23 protein-coding genes and 1 pseudogene are annotated in these 20,993 nt (G+C 64.2%); 12 read left to right on the top strand and 12 right to left on the bottom strand.

Going from position 1 to position 20,993, the window contains the following annotated elements:
- Positions 1-12 precede the first annotated feature (12 nt).
- The gene (locus AAFG16_RS23185; RefSeq protein WP_342740666.1) at positions 13-618 is read left to right on the top strand and encodes a TetR/AcrR family transcriptional regulator; all 606 of its coding nucleotides are present in this window, start codon (positions 13-15) and stop codon (positions 616-618) included.
- Positions 619-944: 326 nt separating this feature from the next.
- Here the strand turns inward: AAFG16_RS23185 and AAFG16_RS23180 are convergent, their stop codons facing one another.
- Entirely contained in the window at positions 945-2,318 is a 1,374-nt protein-coding gene (locus AAFG16_RS23180) for a PleD family two-component system response regulator (RefSeq protein WP_342740665.1), read from the bottom strand.
- 14 nt (positions 2,319-2,332) lie between these two features.
- The gene (locus tag AAFG16_RS23175; protein WP_008566616.1) at positions 2,333-2,698 is read right to left on the bottom strand and encodes a response regulator; all 366 of its coding nucleotides are present in this window, start codon (positions 2,696-2,698) and stop codon (positions 2,333-2,335) included.
- A 252-nt stretch (positions 2,699-2,950) separates the two neighbouring features.
- On the opposite strand from AAFG16_RS23175, the gene AAFG16_RS23170 reads away from it, so the two are divergent.
- Both AAFG16_RS23170 and AAFG16_RS23165 read left to right on the top strand, forming a co-directional pair.
- Complete coding sequence (locus AAFG16_RS23170) at positions 2,951-3,262, top strand: DUF3572 domain-containing protein (RefSeq protein ID WP_283086447.1); 312 nt, start codon at positions 2,951-2,953, stop codon at positions 3,260-3,262.
- Positions 3,259-4,548, top strand: coding sequence for a DNA polymerase IV (locus AAFG16_RS23165; RefSeq protein ID WP_342740664.1), 1,290 nt, complete (start codon positions 3,259-3,261; stop codon positions 4,546-4,548). The genes AAFG16_RS23170 and AAFG16_RS23165 overlap by 4 nt, the downstream gene beginning before the upstream one ends.
- 16 nt (positions 4,549-4,564) lie before the next feature.
- On the opposite strand, the gene AAFG16_RS23160 is transcribed toward AAFG16_RS23165, so the two are convergent.
- Positions 4,565-4,720: a hypothetical protein gene (locus AAFG16_RS23160; protein WP_283086445.1), complete on the bottom strand. Its 156-nt coding sequence runs from the start codon at positions 4,718-4,720 to the stop codon at positions 4,565-4,567.
- 199 nt (positions 4,721-4,919) lie between these two features.
- On the opposite strand from AAFG16_RS23160, the gene AAFG16_RS23155 reads away from it, so the two are divergent.
- The 3 genes and pseudogenes from AAFG16_RS23155 (at position 4,920) to AAFG16_RS23145 (ending at position 6,280) form a co-directional block, all read left to right on the top strand.
- Positions 4,920-5,321: an ACT domain-containing protein gene (locus AAFG16_RS23155; protein ID WP_342740663.1), complete on the top strand. Its 402-nt coding sequence runs from the start codon at positions 4,920-4,922 to the stop codon at positions 5,319-5,321.
- A 329-nt stretch (positions 5,322-5,650) separates the two neighbouring features.
- Positions 5,651-5,734 (top strand): annotated as a pseudogene (locus tag AAFG16_RS23150) (IS5/IS1182 family transposase); the annotation flags it as partial.
- 132 nt (positions 5,735-5,866) lie between these two features.
- Entirely contained in the window at positions 5,867-6,280 is a 414-nt protein-coding gene (locus AAFG16_RS23145) for a nuclear transport factor 2 family protein (RefSeq protein WP_342740662.1), read from the top strand.
- Here AAFG16_RS23145 and AAFG16_RS23140 read toward each other — a convergent pair.
- The 5 genes from AAFG16_RS23140 to AAFG16_RS23120 form a co-directional block, all read right to left on the bottom strand.
- Positions 6,257-6,538 carry a hypothetical protein gene (locus AAFG16_RS23140; protein WP_342740661.1) on the bottom strand — a complete coding sequence of 94 codons (282 nt, stop codon included), beginning with the start codon at positions 6,536-6,538 and terminating at the stop codon, positions 6,257-6,259. The genes AAFG16_RS23145 and AAFG16_RS23140 overlap by 24 nt on opposite strands.
- A gap of 414 nt (positions 6,539-6,952) precedes the next feature.
- Entirely contained in the window at positions 6,953-7,363 is a 411-nt protein-coding gene (locus AAFG16_RS23135; protein ID WP_342740660.1) for an NUDIX domain-containing protein, read from the bottom strand.
- A gap of 10 nt (positions 7,364-7,373) precedes the next feature.
- Entirely contained in the window at positions 7,374-7,775 is a 402-nt protein-coding gene (locus tag AAFG16_RS23130) for a RidA family protein (RefSeq protein ID WP_342740659.1), read from the bottom strand.
- 88 nt (positions 7,776-7,863) lie between these two features.
- Complete coding sequence (locus tag AAFG16_RS23125) at positions 7,864-9,297, bottom strand: HlyD family type I secretion periplasmic adaptor subunit (RefSeq protein WP_342740658.1); 1,434 nt, start codon at positions 9,295-9,297, stop codon at positions 7,864-7,866.
- Entirely contained in the window at positions 9,284-11,422 is a 2,139-nt protein-coding gene (locus tag AAFG16_RS23120; RefSeq protein ID WP_342740657.1) for a type I secretion system permease/ATPase, read from the bottom strand. Before AAFG16_RS23120 ends, AAFG16_RS23125 begins: the two co-directional genes overlap by 14 nt.
- A 525-nt stretch (positions 11,423-11,947) precedes the next feature.
- On the opposite strand from AAFG16_RS23120, the gene AAFG16_RS23115 reads away from it, so the two are divergent.
- Complete coding sequence (locus AAFG16_RS23115; protein ID WP_342740656.1) at positions 11,948-13,258, top strand: autotransporter strand-loop-strand O-heptosyltransferase; 1,311 nt, start codon at positions 11,948-11,950, stop codon at positions 13,256-13,258.
- Between the two features lie 20 nt (positions 13,259-13,278).
- Complete coding sequence (locus AAFG16_RS23110) at positions 13,279-15,018, top strand: hypothetical protein (protein WP_342740655.1); 1,740 nt, start codon at positions 13,279-13,281, stop codon at positions 15,016-15,018.
- Positions 15,019-15,136: 118 nt separating this feature from the next.
- Here the strand turns inward: AAFG16_RS23110 and AAFG16_RS23105 are convergent, their stop codons facing one another.
- On the bottom strand, positions 15,137-15,982 hold the full coding sequence (locus AAFG16_RS23105) for a cell envelope integrity EipB family protein (protein ID WP_283086436.1): 846 nt from the start codon (positions 15,980-15,982) through the stop codon (positions 15,137-15,139).
- Between the two features lie 254 nt (positions 15,983-16,236).
- Here AAFG16_RS23105 and AAFG16_RS23100 point away from each other — a divergent pair, with 254 nt between their 5' ends.
- Genes AAFG16_RS23100 through AAFG16_RS23085 form a run of 4 tightly spaced genes read left to right on the top strand, consistent with a single transcriptional unit; the run spans position 16,237 to position 19,230 of the window.
- The gene (locus tag AAFG16_RS23100; protein WP_014494672.1) at positions 16,237-16,704 is read left to right on the top strand and encodes a RidA family protein; all 468 of its coding nucleotides are present in this window, start codon (positions 16,237-16,239) and stop codon (positions 16,702-16,704) included.
- Between the two features lie 5 nt (positions 16,705-16,709).
- Positions 16,710-17,456, top strand: a complete 747-nt coding sequence (locus AAFG16_RS23095; RefSeq protein WP_342740654.1) for a glycerophosphodiester phosphodiesterase — start codon at positions 16,710-16,712, stop codon at positions 17,454-17,456.
- Positions 17,457-17,509: 53 nt separating this feature from the next.
- Positions 17,510-18,751: a GNAT family N-acetyltransferase gene (locus tag AAFG16_RS23090; RefSeq protein WP_342740653.1), complete on the top strand. Its 1,242-nt coding sequence runs from the start codon at positions 17,510-17,512 to the stop codon at positions 18,749-18,751.
- Positions 18,752-18,801: 50 nt separating this feature from the next.
- On the top strand, positions 18,802-19,230 hold the full coding sequence (locus AAFG16_RS23085; protein ID WP_342740652.1) for an HIT family protein: 429 nt from the start codon (positions 18,802-18,804) through the stop codon (positions 19,228-19,230).
- 117 nt (positions 19,231-19,347) lie between these two features.
- Here AAFG16_RS23085 and tsaA read toward each other — a convergent pair whose 3' ends face one another.
- The 3 genes from tsaA to AAFG16_RS23070 are packed head-to-tail and all read right to left on the bottom strand — an operon-like array spanning position 19,348 to position 20,959.
- Positions 19,348-19,839, bottom strand: a complete 492-nt coding sequence (gene tsaA, locus AAFG16_RS23080; protein ID WP_235545880.1) for a tRNA (N6-threonylcarbamoyladenosine(37)-N6)-methyltransferase TrmO — start codon at positions 19,837-19,839, stop codon at positions 19,348-19,350.
- Between the two features lie 32 nt (positions 19,840-19,871).
- Complete coding sequence (locus AAFG16_RS23075) at positions 19,872-20,222, bottom strand: AzlD domain-containing protein (RefSeq protein ID WP_342740651.1); 351 nt, start codon at positions 20,220-20,222, stop codon at positions 19,872-19,874.
- Positions 20,219-20,959 carry an AzlC family ABC transporter permease gene (locus AAFG16_RS23070; RefSeq protein WP_283086430.1) on the bottom strand — a complete coding sequence of 247 codons (741 nt, stop codon included), beginning with the start codon at positions 20,957-20,959 and terminating at the stop codon, positions 20,219-20,221. Before AAFG16_RS23070 ends, AAFG16_RS23075 begins: the two co-directional genes overlap by 4 nt.
- Positions 20,960-20,993: the final 34 nt, after the last annotated feature.

The following is a 20,993-nucleotide window of genomic DNA, read 5'->3' as shown; positions in this document are numbered from 1 at the left end:
ACCCGACGCCGCATGGCTCCCCTGCCCCCTCCACAGACGATGAAAGAGCGGATCCTTCAGACCGCCGACAAGCTGTTCTATCTGCAAGGCATTCGCGCCATCGGCGTCGACACCATCGCGGCCGAGGTCGGCATCAGCAAGCGCACGCTCTACAACCATTTCCCCTCAAAAGACGCGCTGATCGCAGCCTATCTCGAGCGCCGCTTTGTAGCTCAGCGCCCCTCCGACAGGCCGCCGGCCGAGCAGATCCTCGCCACCTTCGATTCGCTGGAGCGGCGGTTTGCGGCGAAGGATTTTCGCGGCTGCCCGTTCGTGAATGCGGTGGCGGAGCTTGGGCCCGCCGACCGCTCGGTGAAGAAGATCGCGATCGCCTTCAAGGAAAGCCGCCGGATCTGGTTTCGTGATCGCTTGACCGAGCTCGGTGTTGCGGATGCGGATGCGCTGGCAACGCAGCTCGTGCTGCTCGTCGATGGCTCCATCGCGCAGGACCTCGTCCGCGACGACGCCGCGATGGCGCGCGCCGCAAAGGAGGCGGCGAAGGTGTTGCTGCGGAACGCGGGGGTTGATGTGGGTGGGGATGCCAAGGCGGTGAAGCGAGGCAAGCCCGCGCCACAATAACCGCCGTCGTCCCGGACAAGCGAAGCGCAGATCCGGGACCCATAACCACAGGAAGACGTTTGGCGAAGACTCGGAGTTACCAGCTCGCGCTATAACCCCTCCCTGGGGTTATGGGCCCCCGCCTGCGCGGGGACGACAGCTGAGGATGTGGCGACAGCAACTATTCACGCGTCGCTCGACCCTACCAACATGCCCCTGTTTTGCCCGACGTGTCAAATTGCGGTGCAACCGGCGCCGATCATTCCGCGATCCGCGCAAGTCCTTGATCCGACTAACGCCGGCTACTGTGCATGGGGTTGTTTTCGCATTTTTATGCGCAGGCAGCCTCACGCCGCCTGCGACACCACGCGATTGCGGCCGTCGTGCTTGGCGCGATAGAGCGCGGTGTCGGCGCGCTTGAGGACGTCGGCGACCGCCTCGCCCTTCTGCTCCAGCGTGGTGAGGCCAATCGAGATCGTGACCTCGATGCGCTTGGTGCCCTTGTGGACGGCGAACGGCTCCCCCGCAATCGAGCGGCGCAGGCGCTCGGCGACCATGCCGGCGACGTGCAGATCGGTCTCCGGCATCACGATGACGAACTCCTCGCCGCCATAGCGGCAGGCGAGATCAATGCCGCGGATCGATTTGCGCACGCGTACGGCAAATTCGCGCAGGACGTCGTCGCCGGCATCATGGCCGTAATTGTCGTTGATGGATTTGAAGTAGTCGATGTCCAAAATCATCAGCGCCAGCGGCTTGCCGCGCATCGAGGCCTGCTCGGCGAGCGTTGCCAGATGGCTCTCCATGTAGCGGCGATTGTGCAGGCCGGTGAGCGCGTCGGTGATCGCCATCTCGATCGAGTTCTGCACGTTGTCGCGCAGGTGATCGGTGTAGCGACGGCGGCGGATCTGGGTGCGGGCGCGCGCCAGGAGCTCGGTCTTGTCGATCGGACGCAGCAGATAATCGTTGACGCCGATCTCGAGGCCGCGGAGCAGCCGCGTCGAGTTCTCGGGGTCGGCAATGGCGAGGATCGGCACGTGGCGCGTGCGCTCAAGCGAGCGCGCCTGGCTGCACAGCCTGAGGCCATCGAAATTGTTGAGGTCGAGCGAGACGATCAGGAGGTCGTAATTGCCCTCGGCGGCGTGGAACAGCGCCTCCGTCGGGTTCGGCTCGACGTCGATGGTGTGCTCGGCGGCGAGGGTTGTCGCCAGTCGCTCATAGGAGGACTGGCGGTCGTCGACCAGAAGGATGCGGCCGCCCTTGCCGGTGTCGGCGACGGCGCTGCGCTCGGGCGCCTGCATGCCGATCTCGAGCGAGGTGATGGCGCGCATGCGCAGCTCATCGGTCATCATCTTCAGCCGCGTCAGCGAGCGCACGCGCGCGATCAGCACGACGTCGGAGACGGGCTTTGTGAGGAAATCGTCGGCGCCGGCCTCCAAGCCGCGGTTGCGGTCGGCGGGGCTGTCGAGTGCGGTGACCATCACGACGGGGATGTGGTGCGTGGCCGGATCGGTCTTGAGGCGGCGGCAGACTTCGAAGCCATCCATATCAGGCATCATGACGTCGAGCAGGATGATGTCGCATTCGGCTCTCCGGCAGATCGCCAGGGCCTCGGCGCCGTTCGAGGCGGTCATCACGTCGAAATATTCGGCCGAGAGTCGGGCCTCCAGCAGCTTGACGTTGGCAGGAACGTCATCGACAACCAGGATACGCGCGGACACTGTGAACTCACTTCCTATCCGATAAAACGCCGGACCGTCTCAATGAATTTGCCGACCGAGATCGGCTTGGACAAATAGGCCTCGCAGCCGCCCTCGCGGATGCGCTCTTCGTCGCCCTTCATCGCGAACGCCGTGACCGCGACGACGGGAATGGCACGCAGCTCCGGATCGTCCTTGATCCAGCGCGTCACCTCGAGGCCGGAGACCTGCGGCAATTGGATATCCATCAGCACGAGGTCAGGCCGCATCTTGCGCACGAGGTCGAGCGCCTCGTAGCCGTTGCTGGTGCCGGAGGTCTGATAGCCGTGCGCCTCCAACAGGTCGCGGAAGAGCTTCATGTTGAGCTCGTTGTCTTCCACGATCAGGACGGTCTTAGCCATCCCGCCCTCCTGTTTGGTCCGAAAGACCGATACATGTGACGCCTCAGGCGCCTCTTTCCGGCGCTTCGAAAACTGGATTCAAACTAGCCCCAGATTCGCTCTAGTTTCGTTAAACCCGAGGGCCCACTTTCTGCGATGTGGTTTCCAGTTGCTTGTCGCGGGCCGGCAAGACTCAGGGCCGAGACTCAATCCCAAGACTCGGGCATGATCCAAAGTAGACACCGAAAGTTAACGGAAAGGCAAACTGCGCCATTGAAAAAGCCTGTTCACAACCCCCGGGAAGTTGCTGAAATCGTTGCGATTCAGGCGCTGTCCTTCGTCGCGAGCGAGCCCGAGCGGCTGGGCCTGTTCCTGGCCGAGACAGGGGTCGGTCCGGAGACCCTGCGCAACGCCGCCTCGGACCCCAATTTCCTCCTCAGCGTGCTCGATTTCGTGCTGCGTGATGACGACACCGTGAAGGCCTTCGCCAAGGCCGCGGAACTGCACCCGACCAACGTTGCCGCGGCGCGGCAGGTCCTCGGTGATGCGCTCGGCGACCCCAATTGGGAGCGCGACGTGCCGTGACTGGTCCTGATACGGCCGGGCCCCGCTGCTTCTGCCGGGATTGTCTGGCCGATCTGGATATGGGCGTGCGGCGCTGTTCCGCCTGCGGCTCCCCCCGCCTCGTCCGCCACCGAGCACTGTCGAGCCTGACCATCGCCCATATCGACTGCGACGCCTTCTATGCGACGGTCGAGAAGCGCGACAATCCCGACATCGCCGACAAGCCCGTCATCATCGGCGGGGGCAAGCGCGGCGTGGTGTCGGCCGCCTGCTACATCGCACGCACCTACGGCGTGCGCTCGGCGATGCCGATGTTCAAGGCCCTCGAGGCCTGTCCCCATGCGACCGTGATTCCGCCCGACATGGCGAAATACGTCCGCGTCGGGCGCGAGGTGCGGCAGGCCATGCAGGCGCTGACGCCGCTGGTCGAGCCGCTCTCGATCGACGAGGCCTTCCTCGATCTCTCCGGCACCGAGCGGGTGCACGGCATGATCCCGGCCAAGGTGCTGGCGCGCTTTGCCCGCAACGTCGAGCGCGACGTCGGCATCACCGTCTCGGTCGGGCTGTCCTGCAACAAGTTTTTGGCCAAGATCGCCTCCGACCTCGGCAAGCCGCGCGGCTTTGCGACACTGGACCAGGAAGAGGCGCGCGTGATGCTGGCGGAAAAGCCGGTCGGCTTCATCTTCGGCGTCGGACCCGCCACCCAGGAGCGCCTCGTGCAGCGCGGCTTCCGCATCATCGCCGATCTGCAGAAGGCCGACGAGATCGAGATGATGCGGCAATTTCCGAGCGATGGCCGCAGGCTGTGGCGGCTCGCGCGCGGCATCGACGACCGCCGCGTCGAGCCTGACCGCGGCGCCAAGACGATCTCCAGCGAGACCACCTTCGAGACCGACATCCGCGATTTCGCGACGCTGGAAAAAATCCTGTGGCGGCTGTGCGAGAAGACATCGTCGCGCCTCAAGAGCAGCGAGCTCGCCGGCTCGACGGTGACGCTGAAGCTGAAGACCGCCGATTTCCGCCAGCGCACCCGCTCGCAGTCGATCGCAGCCCCGACGCAGCTCGCCGCAAAGATTTTTTCGATCTGCCGCGAGATGCTGGCGAAAGAGATCGACGGCACAGCCTTCCGCCTGATGGGCGCCGGCGTCAGCGCGCTGCGCGAAGGCTCGCCCGCCGACGACACCGACATGCTGGACCGTCGCGCCGCCCATGCCGAGCGCGCCGTCGACAGTCTGCGCAAGAAGTTCGGCAGCGCCGCCGTGATCCGGGGCATCGCCTATGACGGGCCGGAGAAGGCGCAGGAGTGATCGTGTCCTGTTCAACTCAGTCGCATTCGAAGATCCGTGCACCCGGATAGGCGCGCCTGGCATATCGAACGACCAACTGCCGATCCTGAGTTTCCAGGAACGGCGTTCGGATCTGGCCAGACCCGACGATGAGGTGCCACAAGCCGTTGAGCTTCCGGATGACGACGTTCATTTGAGCTTCCTCGCAGTGACCCGAGTGGACTCAAATTGTAAGAATCTCCCGCCGTCGCTCAATTGTACCAGCGTAAGACCAGCCTATGAGAAGGATTAGAGCGGATATACAAAGGTATGTTGCTTCTGGCATCAACGGTCGCTGGCGCCAATGGCTTCGCAGGGGCTCAAACGATCTTACCGGTTCGGAGGCTGGCACCGTGACAGGCGAACGCGATCTCGACGCGCTGCTGAGCAACATGAAGCCGGAGATCATGGACGGCACCTTCGTGTTTTGCACGCTTGCACCAAGCGCGAGCATTCCAGCCACCATCAGCCCGATGCTGACGTTCCGCGAACGCGAAGGAACTACGCTGGTGATACGGCACGAGGAGGCCGAACGTGCGGGACTACGGTGCGCATTCCCATCGCGCCTGATCACCCTCGCGGTTCACTCCGCGCTCGATGCGGTGGGCTTTTTGGCAGCAATCACCGCGCGTCTCGCCGCGGCCGGGATCAGCGTGAATGCCGTTTCGGCCTTCCACCACGACCATCTCTTCGTGGCCGTGGACCGGGCTGACGAGGCGATGGCTCTGTTGCAAAACATGAGCGGGACGAACTGAGCCTAGCTAGGCTATGTACTCATAAGCGGCTGGCCGCCCGATGTCTGCTCAACCCCTGACAACGGCGGGAAAGTGGACGTCTCCCGAGGTCGCGGAAGGGCCACTTGCGGACTCACCTCTAGTCCGCACGGACGAACTATGTTGGCGATAGCTGGACATAGGAAGCAATCAATGATTGTGTCGCGACGACGCCTGAAGGTTGCACTGCTGTGCCTCGCCGAGCAGTTGCTTCAACCCGAAAAGAGTTCTGCGCAGACCGAACTCTCGCCGGAAGTGCAAAATCGACAAGGTGGGCGCATACCTTACCACACCAGTGCCCATATCACGCTCGCAATCGAGTTGAGCTGCTCTTCAACAGGATCAAGCAATGTCGTCGGGTAGCGACGCGGTACGACAATCTTGGCGCCAATTAGCTTGCCTTCGTCCATTTCGCGTCAATCAGGCTACGGCTCGGCGCTAATGAGTCCACATCCTAAATTCGGCTTGATCTAGAGCACGCTCTAGCCTGTAGAGAGACGGCTGGCCTCGATTTCAGGAGACAGCCCATGACAGTGACCGACAACAACAAGGCACTCATTCAGGGCATCATGGATGCGCGCGCACGTCGCGACCCCGGCCCGTTCATCGCCGCGATGGCAGATGATTTCGTCTGGCGCATCACCGGCTCGACGGCCTGGTCCGGCGAGTACGTCGGCAAGGCCGACGTGCTAGAGTGCCTGATGAAGCCTCTCCACCGACAATTCACCGCTCCCACCAGCCTCACGGTATCCCGCATCATTGCTGAAGGCGATTACGTCGTCGCCGAATGCCGGGGCAATGCGACGACGCTGGCCGGCGAGCTCTACGCCAACACGTACTGCTTCGTCATTCGCATGGCGGACGGAAAACTGCGCGAGCTGACCGAGTACATGGACACCGCATTGGTCGAGAGGGTGCTAAGGCCGCCCGGCAGCCAATGAGGCCGGTGCGGCCTTGAGGCGTCCATGCGGCGACACGGCGGGTCTTTCCCCGCTGACGATCCACTCCTCATAGAATTCGACCTTGGCTTCGATGAGCGCCAAAGCCTGCGTCCAACGATGGATGTTGTCCTGCACGCGCTGCTGATGGGCTGCGAGCAGCGCGTGACGCTCGGTCAGCGTTGCTTCGCCGCGTTTCGCAAGCGCCGCATATTCGCGCATCTGTTTGACCGACATGCCGGTGCCGCGCAGGCGCTCCATCAGATCCAACCAGCCAACGTGAAAATCGCTGTAGACCCGTCGTCCGCCGCGATCCCTGATAACGCCGGGGATCAAGCCCTGAGCTTCATACCAACGGATAGTGTGAATACTGCGGCCCGTTCGGCCGGCGACCTCTCCGATGCGAAGCCCTCGCGACATGGCCTTTCCCTTCGTTCGAAACCGCCTGGCGACTGTAACGCGGTTTGCCCGGAGACAGGACATCGCGTACGGATTGCGCGCGTCACCTACCTCGATTGGCCGTTGCTATATTCGGACGGCCACGATGCCATAGTGCCACTGTTTTGCCCGACGCGTCAAAGTAATTTCGCAAAATACGAAATTATGGCGGTTCCGAGATTGCGCTTCTACTGTGCATGGGGTTGTTTTTCAGTTTTTGCTGGAGCGGAGGTACGGCTATCGGACCGGACGCGAACACAGCGGCAGCACTTTGTCGCGTGTCAGCGGCGCAAGCTTCACCGATCCAGGCGCATTCGGGTCCAGCCATAGGAACTCCTCGATCTCCGCACCGGGATGGACCGACCGCGCGATGGCGATACGGAAGATTTCGGCATCAACCAGCCGCCCCGGCTCGTGTGCAGCCGGCGCGGTGTATCGGCCGAGATACGTCATCTCGCTCGGGTCGACCTCGATCCCGAGCTCTTCGGCCAATTCCCGCCTCAGCGCGGCCTGTGGATGCTCGCCCGCTTCGATCTTGCCGCCCGGTTGCATGAAAGCCTCGGTGGCCCGTTTCCTGATCAGCAGGACATGCCCATCGCTCCGGCTCATCAGCGCAGCCGCGATCCGGATGGAATCATTCGAGGTCATTGCTGCACACTCAATCCGCAACAGCGATCGCTTCGATCTCGATCAGCCATTCCGGCGCGGCGAGCGCGGAGACGCCGACGAGGGTCGAGGCCGGCGGGTCCATGCCCTCGAAGAAAGCCGAGCGGGCCTTGCCGATGATCGGGCGCAGCTCCGGCTTGTAATCGACGACGAAGGTCGTGATCTTCACGATGTTGGCATAGCTCGCGCCCGCCGCCTTCAGCGCATGTCCCAGATTCTGCATCACCTGCGTGGTCTGCGCGGCGAGATCGCCCTCACCCACGATGCGCCCTTCCTCGTCCACCGACACCTGTCCCGAGATGTAGATGGTGCGGGCGCCGGAGGCGGTGACGACATGGGAATAGGCCGGATTGTGATGAAGGCCGCTGGGGCGAAGATGATCGAGCTTGGGCATGGGGGCTCCCTGGCGTTTTGTTCGTCGGACAGCCTATCCGGATCGCGAGATCGGAGCCAGCGGGAAAGATGCGGCGCGCGATGCTCCGCTATCTCTCCCGCATGCTTTCATGCCGATAGCGCGCAAGCGGCGACAACAGATAGCTGATGATCGAGCGCGTCCCAGTCTTGATCTCGACCGTCACGGCCATGCCGGGTGAGAGATTGACGGATTTGTCCTCGATCAGCATCCGGTCCTTCGCGGGAGCGATCCGGGCCGAATAAACCAGCTCCTGCCCCTTGGGCTCGCTGCTGTCCTGTTCGGTGCCCAATGATCTGTCGCCATTCTTGTCCGCAGGCTTGTCGCGGGTGATGGCATCGTGTGACACGCTCGTGACCTTGCCGTCCACCAGACCATACCTGGTGAAATTGAAGGTATCGATCTTGATCGCGACGTCCTGGCCGACCTCGATGAAGCCGATGTCGCGGTTCGACACCATCGCCTCGATCTCCAGCCGGCTCTCCAGCGGCACGATCACCATCAGCGACTGCGCGGGCGTGACGACGCCGCCGACCGTGTGGATGGCAAGCTGCTGCACGACGCCGTCGACCGGCGCGGTCAGGCGCTGAAAACTCCTCCTCTGCTCGGCCTTGACCACGTCCTGCATCAGGCCCGCGGCCTTCTGCTCGGCCTTGGCAAGATCGTCCGACAGCGAGCGCTGATATTCGGCCGTCGTCTTCGTCCCGGTCTCGACCAGTGCAGCGAGGGCCGCGTCGGCCTCCTTGGACCGGCTCCTTTGAACCACGAGCTCCTGCTGCTGGCCCACCAGATCCTGGAGCTCCTGGAGATAGAAGATCTTCGATCCCAATTCCTTGTCGAACAGCTGCTTGCGCATGTCGACGCGTTGCTGGAGCAGCGGGATGGTCGCCTCGAGCTTGCCGATCATCGCCGTGATCGTGGCCCGCTCGGCCTCCTTCTGCGCGACCTGGTGCTCGATCGAGGCCAGCTTGGCGGCCTGCTCGGCGGCCTGGCTCGCCAGAAATCGCTGCTGGACCTTCGCGAGCTCGGCGGGAGCGCCTTCCGGCGGATGGAAGCTGGCGACCGGATCGCCGCTGCCGGCGAGTGCCGCGCGCAGCCGCGCCGCCTCGAGCTGCGCGCCGACGAGATCGCTCTTGAGATGCCCAAGCTCGGCCTCGTTCATCGTGGAGTCGAGATCGACCAGCACGTCCCCTGCCCGCACCGTCTGGCCATCGGCGACCTGGATCGCGCGCACCACGCTAGTCTCGAACGGCTGGATCACCTTGGTCCGGCCGCTCGGGATCACCTTGCCCGGTGCCACCGCGACAATATCGACGGTGCCAAGGCAGGCCCAGACGATCGCCACCGCGAAGGCGGCAACGATCACGGCACCGACGGCGCGGCCGACAGGGTTGGGCGGCGCCTCGACGATCTCCAGCGCGGCCGGCAGAAAGGCGATCTCGTCCTTGCTCCTCACCGGAGCCCTGCCGGCCGGAAACGGCACGACCTTGCTAGCTGATTTCATGCAAGCCCGCCTGAAGCCGGAACAGCGTGGCGTAGCGGCCGCCCGTCTTGATCAACTCGTCATGAGTCCCGTCCTCGATCAGGCGGCCGCGATCCATCGTGATGATGCGGTGGGCCATGCGCAACGTCGAAAGGCGATGGGCGATCACGAAGACGGTGCGTCCCCTGGCGATCTGCGCCATGTTCTGCTGGACGATCCGCTCGCTCTCGTAGTCGAGCGCGCTCGTCGCCTCGTCGAGGATCAGGATGCGCGGATTGGTCATCAGAGCCCGCGCGATGGCGATCCGCTGCCGCTGACCACCGGACAGCGTGCTCCCCTGCTCGCCGACGACCGTGTCGTACCCTTCCGGAAGCTCGAGGATGAAGTCGTGCGCCCCGGCGAGCCTCGCGGCTTCGATGACGCGCTCGATCGGCATGGTGGGATCGGCGAGCGCGATGTTGTCGCGGACGGTGCGGTTGAACAGGATATTCTCCTGGAGCACTATGCCGATCTGCCGGCGCAGCCAGGTCGGATCGACCATGGCGAGGTCAGTGCCGTCCACCAGCACACGCCCGCTCTCGGGCACGTAGAGCCTCTGGATCAGCTTGGCGAGCGTGCTCTTGCCCGATCCCGAGGTGCCGACGACCCCAACGAATTGCCCCGCCGGCACGCTCAGGCTCACATCGCTGAGAATCTCGGGACCGTCGATGCGGTAGCGAAAGGTGACGTGCTCGAACTTGATGTCGCCGCGTATCGCGGGCAACGCCGCGCGCCCCGGCGTGTAGACGGGCTCTGCCGGCGTGTTCAGGATGTCGCCCAGCCGCTGCACCGACAACCGCGCCTGGTGGAAATCCTGCCAGATCTGCGCCAGGCGAAGCACCGGCGTGCTGACGCGCCCCGCCAGGAGATTGAAGGCGACCAGCTCGCCGACGGTCAGATCGCCGCCGATGACGAGCCTCGCGCCGAAATACAGGATCGCGGCGGTCGCGACCTTGCTGACGAACTGGATGGCCTGGCTCGCGGTATTGCCGAGGCTGATGACGCGAAAGCTCGCCGCCACGTAAGCAGCGAGCTGCTCCTCCCAGCGCCGCTGCATCTGCGGCTCCAGCGCCATCGCCTTCAGCGTCTCGACGCCCGTGACGCATTCCACCAGGAAGGCCTGGTTCTCCGCACCACGCTGGAATTTCTCGTCGAGGCGCCCGCGGAAGGCTGGACTGACGCCGGCCGAGACCGCGATGTAGAACGGAAACGAGGCCAACGTGATCAGCGTGAGCAGCGGCGAATAGAACCACATCACCGCGATGAAGACGATGGTGAAGAAGAGATCGATCGCGATGGTCAGCGCCGAGCTGGTGAGGAAATTGCGGATGTTCTCCAGCTCCCGCACCCGCGCAACCGAGTCCCCCACCCGGCGCGCCCGGAAATAGCCGATGGGCAGCGCCAACAGATGCCGAAACAGCCGCGCGCCCAATTCGACGTCGATGCGATTGGTCGTGTGCGAAAACAGATAGGTGCGGAGCGCGCCGAGGATCGTCTCGAAGATCGCGATCGCGACCAGCCCGGTCACGACGACGTCCAGGGTGGTCATGCTGCGATGGACCAGCACCTTGTCGATCACGACCTGGAACAGCAACGGGGAGACCAGCGCGAACAGCTGGAGGAAGAGCGAGCCGACCAGCACCTCGCCGAGCAGCCGCCGGTATTTGTGGATCGCCCCCAGGAACCAGGTGATGTCGAAGCGCCGCGAGAGATCGGTCAGCAGCGAACGCTTGGCGACCAGGATCGCCCGGCCGTCCCATACGGCCTCGAACTTGGCCCGGGTCATCAGGTCCGGCTTCGCGGCATCCGGCACCTGGACGATGATCTTGTCCTCCCCGGCCTTGCCGAGCAGCAGAAACCCGCCGTCGCGCAAGACTGCAATGCACGGCATCGGCAATCCGCCAAGCCGCTCCCATCTCGTGGAGACGGACTTGGCTTTCAGGCCGAAGCCCTTTGCGCAACGCAGGATCTCGGTGACACCGATCGTGTTGCCGAATTGATGCCGGACCTGGTCCGGGCTCGCCCCCACGCCGTTCAAACGCAACAAGGCGACGATCGCGTGAAGGCCTGAGTCTCCGGACGGCTCTCGGGCCACGTCTTCAGCCATGTGCCGCCCCGTCATGTCTCAACCCGGTCACGCACGGACACCTCGGCGGCCGCGCGGAAACCCATATGATATTCCGGCGATATATGTTATATATTGCAAACGCGACTCACATACGAACGTAAATTCAATTGAACGGCGATCCCGCGCCCCGCGATCAGGGGTCTTACTCAACGCCGACGACATTTGGGTGAACCCTAGCTTCAGGCCCGCATCGCTCTCTGCATCAACAAAATAGGCCCCGCTTGGCCCTCGTCATCAAAAATGCACCGATCAGCTCTTCAAGATCGGCTCGTCATCTTTGGCGGCGTCGTTCGGCGCGAACCGACGCGTCAACGCGACGCAACATCACATAACAATGGATAGGAATAAACCATCGCTCACTGTGTTATGATAACAAAATTGATGCGCATATCGTAATTGCCTACCCGTCGCCGCGACACCGACGGCCCGGTCGTTGCGATAGCGACAGCAAGCCATTCCGCACCAAAACCGTCAGATGAAGTCCATTTAGCCGACCGCTCACCTATGAATATTGCGCACGCCCCATCACCCGCTCCGGGCGCGAACGGCTCACCTCGGCCCCCGGCGCCGGGACCGGGCTCTGGCGCGCCATCGCCGCAGAGCGCGCGGGCGCCGTCGGCGGGGCCGGACAAGCTGCCATTCCGTCCGCCGGCCGACGTCCCGACCCAGTCCGGCCCGCTCGGCATCCGCTTCGACTTCAACGACGGCTGCCGGGTGTTGCTCCCCGACGGCAACGGCCCCTACCGGGTCAGGCTCAGCGATATCGACAGCGGCAATGTGCTGTTCGAAACCGAGATCGAGTCGGGCCGCATCAATTCGACCAAGCGCTACTTCGTGCGCATCCGTCTCGAAATATGGATCAAAGGCGAGGTCGGCCTCCAGCACGACTATTCAGCCACAGGTCGCGACGTCCTGATCCAGCTTCCCGAGATGACACTCGGCGATACGATCGGGTGGTTTCCCTACGCGGACAGATTTCGCGCCCTCCACGGCTGCCGCCTGACCTGCACGATGTCCGAAAAGGTCATCCCGCTGTTCCGCACGGCCTATCCGGACATCACGCTGCTCGGTCACGGCGAGGTCGATCCACGCCGCTACTACGCGACGTACAATATCGGGCTGTTCTTCGACGATAAGGACCATGTGTTTCAGCCCTGCGACTTCCGCCATGTCGGCCTGCATCGCACGGCCGGCTACATCCTCGGCGTGGATCCGGCCGAGCAACCGCCACGCATTGCGCTGGCCGATGACACCCCTCCGATTTCCGAGCCTTATGTCTGCATCGCCGTGCAGAGCACGACGCAGTGCAAATACTGGAATAATCCGCACGGCTGGCGCGAGACCGTCCGCTTCCTGAAGCAGGCGGGGTATCGCGTGATCTGCATCGACCAGAAGCCCGTTCACGGCTCCGGCGTGGCGTGGACGCAGATTCCGCACGGCGCCGAGGACGAGACCGGCGACCGCCCGCTGCAGGAGCGCGCGCGCTGGCTCAAGCACGCGGACTTCTTCATCGGCCTGTCGAGCGGGCTGTCATGGCTTGCCTGGGCGACCGGAACGCCAGTCGTGCTCATCAGTGGCTTCACGCATCCGACCAACGAGTTCACGACGCCCTACCGCGTCGTCAACTATCACGCCTGCAATTCCTGCTGGAACGATCCTGTTCACAGGTTCGACCACAAAGACTTCCTGTGGTGTCCACGCCACAAGGATACGCCGCGACACGAGTGCACGCGGTTGATCACCTTCGACCAAGTGAGACGCACAATCGAGACCATCCCGGGCTTCGGGACGCGAAACGGACATAGGACACAGTGAATTTTACCAGGAGAAATGCGATGACTGACACAGTACAGCCGGGCGACACTCTGGAGGTCGGCTCCGGGGCGACCGTCGACGGGACCTTGGTCCTGTGGAACGGCACGCTCGAGATCCACACCGGCGGCACCGCCAACGGGACGGTCGTCAATGGCGGCGGCGTGCTGGTGGTGGACGCCGGCGGAACGGCTGTCGACTCTTTCCTCGGCGGGCTTGCCGTCGAGAACGTGTTCGGCACCGACATCAATGCGACGATCGCCGGCGGCGCCGTCATGAACATCTTCAACGGTGGCAAGGCGATCGACACCACCTTGGACGGCGCCACACAGAACGTCTACTCCGGCGGCACGGCGAGCCGCACGACCGGCGGCGGCGTCCAGGCCATCTATGACGGCGGCATCGCGACCGGAACCAACCTGAGCGCCGGCGCGCAATGGGTCTATTCCGGTGGCGTGGCCAGCGGCTCGACGCTCGGCAACGCCATCTACCAGGCCGTCTATGGCGGTGCGACCGCGAGCGGCACCACCATTGCCGGGGGCCAGCAGGACATCATCGGCCTTGCGATCAACACGACGATGACCAGCGGGTGGCAGTTCATCGGAAGCGGCGGTGTCGCGAACAACACCACCATGAGCGGCGGCTTCGAATATGTGCTGGCCGGCGGCACCGCCAACGGCACGCATATGAGCGGCGGCTCGCAGATCGTCTGGGACGGAATCGCCAACAACACGGTGATGACCGGCGGCACGCAGACCGTGCTCGGCGGCGGCGTGGTGAGCGGCACGACCCTGACGAGCGCAACACAGCAGGTGCAGATCTACGGCACGGCGCTCGCCACCGTGGTCAACCGCGGCGGCTACGAAGTCGTCACCTCGGGCGGCGTGACCAGCGGCACGATCGCCAACAGCGGCGGCTACGAGTTCGTCAGCGCAGGCGGAAGCTCGTTCGCGACCACGGTCAACCGCGGCGGCTACGAGATCGTCAGCGCCGGTGGTACCTCGACAAACACGACCGTCAATTCCGGCGGCTACGAGGTGGTCGACACCGGCGGCATCTCGAAGAATGCCACGGTGCTGACCGGCGGCTACGCCATGATCCAGGTCGGCGGCCTTGCGACGAACATGGTCATCAGCGGCGGATACCAGTTCGTCTACGGCACTGCGGATAACACCACCAACCTCGGTGGCATCGAATACGTCTATGGCGTCGTCGACGATACCGTGATCGGAAATCACGGCAAGGAGAACGTCATGGGCGTCGCCAACGACACGGTGGTGAACAGCGGCGGCCTCCAGACCGTGTCCGGCGGCATCACCAACGGAACGATCGTCCACAGCGGCGGCGTCGAGCTCGTGAACAGCGGCGTGGCCAACGGCACGATCATCTCCGGTGGTCTCGCGCATGTTGCCGTGGGAGGCGCTGCGGTCGACGTCACGTTCGAGGGCGAAGGCGGCACGCTTCAGCTCGACAGCTCCGACCTGTTTTCGGGTCAGATCTCCGGCTTCGGCGATACCGACATCATCGACCTCCGCGACATCGCTTTCGGCGCGGGGACGACGCTGGGCTACGCGGCCGATCCCGGCAATGGCGGCGGCACGCTGACAATCAGCAACGGCGTCAATTCGGCCTCGCTGGTCCTGCTGGGCCAGTACTCGGCCGCGAACTTCGCGCTGGCTTCGGATGGACATGGCGGCACCATGATCACCGAGCACGTCGTCGTTCCGCAGGCGAACCTCGCGCCCAACGCCCTTGCGGCCTGATCGCGACACGGCGGAGCCCGGCTCCGCCTGCCCTGAAACATCGAGGGCGCAGCCTTTCCGAGGCTGCGCCCTTTTTCTTCGGGCTGTTGGCTTGCCGACGTGCGTCGGGAGTCGACGCTCAGTTACAGGGATTGCTGTCCTTGACGTCGAACTTGCCCATGGCGCCGGAAATGACGAAATCATTGTAGTCGAGCACGAGCTGGCGGGAGACGCCGTTCTCGTAGAGCTCGAACGCCATCGCGTAAACCGGGGTCTGCTCGCCTTCCTTCTGCTGGGACTCGCGGTCGAAATAGCTGACGGTGACGGGCCAGCGCTTGAGCGACTTCATGTGCTCGTCGGAGGTCGACGGATCGGACGAGATCGTGCGGTCGGCGGGGATCGGCTGGCCGATCACGGTCAGCGTGTTGTAGACTTTCTGGCCGTCGTCCGAGCCGTCATAGACGGAGAGCTCGAGCAGTGACTTGCCGTCCTTTGCCGCCGCGATGATGCGCTGGATCTGCTCGGTCGGGAACACGATCTTGCCGTCGAGGGTGAAGGTCTTGGGTGCCGGCAGCTTCAGCTTGACGTTGATGTGGTCGCCGTCGCGCTCCGCCGAGCCGTCGACCCGGCCGGCATCGGCCTCGTTCATCCGCGTCTCGATCTTGAAGCGGTAGCTTTTTCCCGCGGCATCCTCCCAGGAATTGGAGCGGAGGTCACTGAGCGTGACCTTGCCCTCGCCGCTGTCGAGCTCGGAGACCTGGCGGAATTCCGAGGTGTAGCCCTCGCAGGCACTCCCGGTGAAGTTGTAGAGAATGCGGCCGCGCGCGCTGTTGATCGAATTGGAGCGCGATTTCACCAGGCTCAAATCGTACAGCGCCTGGTGCGCGAGGAACGGACCGTTGGCGGCCTGCGCCCCGCAGCCAGGGCCGAAACTGGCCGCCGCGAGCGCCATCACACCGAGCGAAGTCCGGAAAAGGTGCACCATGTCTGTTCCTTGGGGACGCGTCCTTGGCGAGCGCAGATTCGACATTTTAATGACTGTTCCATTGCGTCGCAACTGAGGCCGTTTCACGTAAAGTTGCGGCCTTTGCGTTGAACCGCCTGCCCTGCCTCAACAAAATGCGGTGCCTCCGGTTGCTTGCATGTGGCGGTACGATGAGCGAAACAGGACGCGCCGGGCCAACAGATAGCGCCCGGGCTGACGAATCCTGGACGAATTTTTGGACAACGAGGTCGAACATGGCGGGCACGGTCGAGCAGAAACTGGCGGAACAGGGCATCAAGCTGCATGAGGCCCCCACCCCGGTGGCCAATTACGTGCCGTTCGTGCGCACCGGCAATCTGCTGTTCGTCTCCGGCCAGGTCTGCTTCGACCCCGCCGGCAAGCTGATCGCCAAGGGTAAGCTCGGCGCCGGCGTCTCGATCGAGGACGGTGCCGCGGCGGCGCGCGGCTGCGCGGTCAACCTGCTGGCCCAGGTCAAGGCAGCGCTCGGCGACCTCGACAAGGTCGTGCGCGTGGTGCGCCTCGGCGGCTTCATCAACTCTGCGCCGGACTTTTTGGACGGGCCGAAGGTGCTGAACGGCGCCTCCGACCTGATGGTCGCCGCCTTCGGTGACAAGGGCCGCCATGCTCGCACCACCGTCGGTGTCGCCTCGCTGCCCGCGGATGCGGCGGTCGAGGTCGAAGGCGTGTTCGAGGTCGCTTGAGGCGCATGCGCGCTCCGGATTGGCTGACAGCCCGACCGGTCGCTCATCGCGGCCTGCACGACATTTCGCGCGGCATCGTCGAGAACATGCCGGGCGCGGTGCAGGCTGCGATCGCGGGCAATTTCGCGATCGAGGTCGACATCCAGCTCTCAGCCGACGGCGAGGCGATGATCCATCACGACCACGCGCTCGGCCGCCTCACCGAGGCGACGGGCGAGGTGGTCTCGAAGACCGCAGCGGAGCTGAGGGCGATCAAGTTCAAGGACACCGACGAGCGGATGATGTCGCTGTCCGACCTCTGCGCCATGGTCGCCGGCCGCGTGCCGCTGGTGATCGAGGTGAAGAGCCATTTTGGCGGCGACCGCAAGCTGGTGAAGCGGATGGCCGAGGTGCTGGCGTCCTATGACGGCCCCGCCGTCGGCATGTCCTTCGATCCCGACCAGGTGCTGGCGCTGCGCGAGCTATTGCCCAACCGGCCGCGCGGCATCGTCGCGCAGCGGACCTATGAGGACGAGTACTGGGCCTACCTGACCCAGGAGCAGCGCGACAGCATGCTGTACCTGCGCCACGGCTTTCAGACCCAGCCGCATTTCGTCGCCTTCAAGGTCGACCACCTCCCAGCCCCCGCCCCCTGGATCGCCCGCAATCTGTTCGGCTGCGCCCTGCTGGGCTGGACCGTGCGCACACCCGAGCAGCGCACGCGGGTCGGGCAGTATGCCGATCAGATGATCTTTGAGGGATTCGTGCCGTAGGCATGATGGTCCCACCCTTGAAGTCGCTGCTGCAATGCACGATCTTGGGCTCGATGGCATCATCTGAAATCACGCTCGAGGCGGTCCCTTCCATTGGCGAGGTGTCTGCCGAGGATTGGGACGCCTGCGCCAATCCCGGCGGCAAATGCAACGAGGTTAGCGCGGGAACCTCATCCGCTCGTCCAAGGGATTCCCTCGGCCTCTCAAAACCGGCCTATAACCCGTTCGTCTCACACGCATTTTTATCTGCCGTCGAGAAATCGGGTTCGGCAACGATCCGCACCGGCTGGGGTCCACGGCATCTCGTCGCCAAGCTCGACGGCCGCGTCGCCGGAGTGGTGCCCTGCTATCTGAAATCACACAGCCAGGGCGAATACGTCTTCGACCGCGGCTGGGCGGACGCCTATGAGCGCGCCGGCGGACGCTATTATCCGAAGCTCCAGGTCTCGGTTCCCTTCACGCCGGCCACGGGCCCGCGCCTGCTGGTGCGCGACGGTGTCGATCGCGGGCGCATCACCGAGGCGCTGGCGAGCGGGTTGGTGGCGCTGTGCGGCGTCAGCAAGGCCTCCTCGGTGCACGTCACTTTCGCCCGCGAGGCGGAGTGGAAGCTGCTTGCCCAGCACGGCTTCCTCCAGCGCACCGACCAGCAGTTCCATTGGCGCAACGAGGGCTTTGCGAGTTTTGACGATTTTCTGGCGACACTGAATTCGCGCCACCGCAAATCGATCAAGCGCGAGCGGCGCGATGCGCTGGCGGCCGGCATCACCATCCACTGGCTCACCGGCAAGGACATCACCGAGGACGCCTGGGACGCGTTCTTCGCGTTCTACATGGAGACGGGCTCGCGCAAGTGGGGCCGGCCTTACCTGACGCGCGAATTCTTTTCGCTCGTCGGCGAGACCATGAGCGATGACGTGCTGCTGGTGATGGCCCGCCGCAACGAGCGCTGGATCGCGGGCGCGATCAACTTCATCGGCTCGGACACGCTGTTCGGCCGCAACTGGGGCGCGGTCGAGCATCATCCCTTCCTGCATTTCGAGGTCTGCTACTACCAGGCGATCGATTTCGCCATCAAGCGCGGCCTCACCCATGTCGAGGCCGGCGCTCAAGGCGAGCACAAGATCGCGCGCGGCTACCTGCCGCGCACAACCCATTCCGCCCATTTCATCGCCGATCCCGGCCTGCGCCGCGCCATCGACGATTACCTCAAGCGCGAGCGTGCCTATGTCGCGGAAGCCGGACGGGAGCTCGCCGAGCTCGGCCCGTTCCGCAAAGGCATCAGCGAGGCGCCTTGACGGTTTGCCGCCGCTGGTGACAGTAAGCGCAAAATCTTGGGAGCCCCGCCATGACCGCCTACGACCCCAATAACATCTTCGCAAAGATCCTGCGCGGCGAGTTTCCCTGCCACAAGGTCTACGAGGACGAGCATGTCTTCGCCTTCCTCGACATCATGCCGCGCGTGCCTGGCCACACCCTGGTGATCCCCAAGGCCCCTGCTCGCAACATCCTCGACATCCAGCCGGACGACTACGCCCATGTCGCGCGCGGCGCGCACAAGATCGCGGCCGCAGCGATGAAGGCGTTCGAGGCCGACGGCATCACCGTGCAGCAGTTCAACGAGCCTGCCGGCGGACAGGTGGTGTTTCATCTCCACATGCACGTGATGCCGCGCCACGACGGCGTCGCGATGCTGCCGCCCGCGAGCCGCAAGGAAGACGTCAAGGTGCTGGAAGAGAACGCGACCAAGCTGATCGCGGCCCTGAAGGCGGGCTAGGTCTCTCCGCTCGTCATTGCGAGCGAAGCGAAGCAATCCAGACTGCCTCCGCAGAAACAGTCTGGATTGCTTCGTCGCAAGAGCTCCTCGCAATGACGGGGTTGGAGCGGTGCCCCCTCACTCCGTCTGAAAGTCTCCCGGCTGCGGCGCGGCCAGCGGGGTGAACTCGCAGCGATCAGGCTTGATGTCGATCAGCGGCGTGTTGTCGAGACAGTCGAGGCCGCGCACCAGAATCGTATTTCCCTCGATGCCGACCAGCTTCACGATCGAGGTCCCGATCGGATTGGGCCGCACCGGCGAGCGCAGCGAGAAGGTGCCGCGGGTTTTCTCGTTGTTCTTCGGGCTTTGCAGAATGATGTCGCGGCGCGACTTGTCGAGCCAGTAGAGCACTTCGAGATTGCTGTAGAAGTCGACCCCCTTGATGGCCGGCACGAACGGCTCAAATATCTCGAGCCGGCAGATCGGGCCGTCGTGGCGGCCCTGCCGCGGCGTCTCCAGCCGCGAGGTCCAGGGCGTGCGAATGCGGCCGATGAAGACCAGGCCGGCATCCTCCACAGGCGGCAGCTCGATGGCGACCTCGCCCTCACGGAGCTCGTTTTCGCGAACCATATTTCCAGTTCCTTGGCTGTTCGCCGGCGGTTTTAGCCCAACCACCATTTGCCGGCCAGCATGAAGAGTTCGCCGGTCACCACGCCCGCGAAAATCGAGCGGCGGGTCAGCAGGAAGACGACGAGGCCGGCGCCGACCGCACCGTAGCGCAGGGCATCCGGCACGCTGGCCAGCGCGCCAGGCGGCTGGACCACGATCTGGGCGATGACGCCGGCCAGGATCGCGGTAGCGACCGCCCTCACCCAGACCAGCAGCTCGGAGCCCTCGTCGATGCCGCCGCCGAACCACAGGCCCAGCATGCGCCAGATCTGGTTGGGAACGACGCCGGCGACGAACAGCACAACGAGCGCATGCCAGTCGCCGATGAGCTGTGCGTAGCTCATGCGCGTACCTCCCGCCACCAGTGCACGCCATAGGCGATGGTGCCGGCAACAAGGCCGCTGACGAGGATGTCGAGACCGGAATCCATCTTCGCGGCCAGCGGATAGAGCAGAACGCCAAGCGCCAGCGCGACGACGTCAGCGGCCTCCCGGCTGTTGCGCGCGGTCGAGAACAGGAACGACAGCGGCGTCAGCATCAGGATCGCCGCGCCCAGCGTCTGCGTCAGGTTGGCGGCGAGGAAATAGCCGACCGTGTTGGCGGTGAGGCACACCGAGACCAGACCGAAGCCAAGTCCATTGACGAAGGCGATCCGCCGCTCGCGCGGGACCTGCGGCAGGAAGCGATGGCATTCGACCCACAGCGTCACGGCGGTGAGATGCGCCGCGAAGAACAGCTCCCGCCGCTTGGTCGTCGGCGTGCGCATCAAGGGCAGCACCGAGACCACCATCGGAAACAGGCGGATGGCGCTGACGGTCACCGCGATCGCCGACTGGATGATGGTGGCGCCCGAGCCGAGCGTGGTGATCAGAATGATCTGCGCCGGGCCTGCCCAGACGAACAGCGTCGAGCAGAGCGCCCAGAGCAGGCTGAAATGGCTGTCATGGGCCAGCGCACCGATGCCGAGATAGGTCGCAAACAGGACGAGCGTGAGGATCGTCTGCGTGATCGAGCGCAGCCCCCAGCCAAAGGCGCGCCACGGGCTTTGCCATTGAGGTGAATCGAGCGGAGGAAGCGCCAAGGGAGGGCCGGCCGAGGTTGCGGAATCGTGCCCG

The organism is Bradyrhizobium sp. B117 (assembly GCF_038969555.1).
GTDB lineage: Bacteria > Pseudomonadota > Alphaproteobacteria > Rhizobiales > Xanthobacteraceae > Bradyrhizobium.
This window is presented reverse-complemented; position numbering and strand designations above follow the sequence as displayed.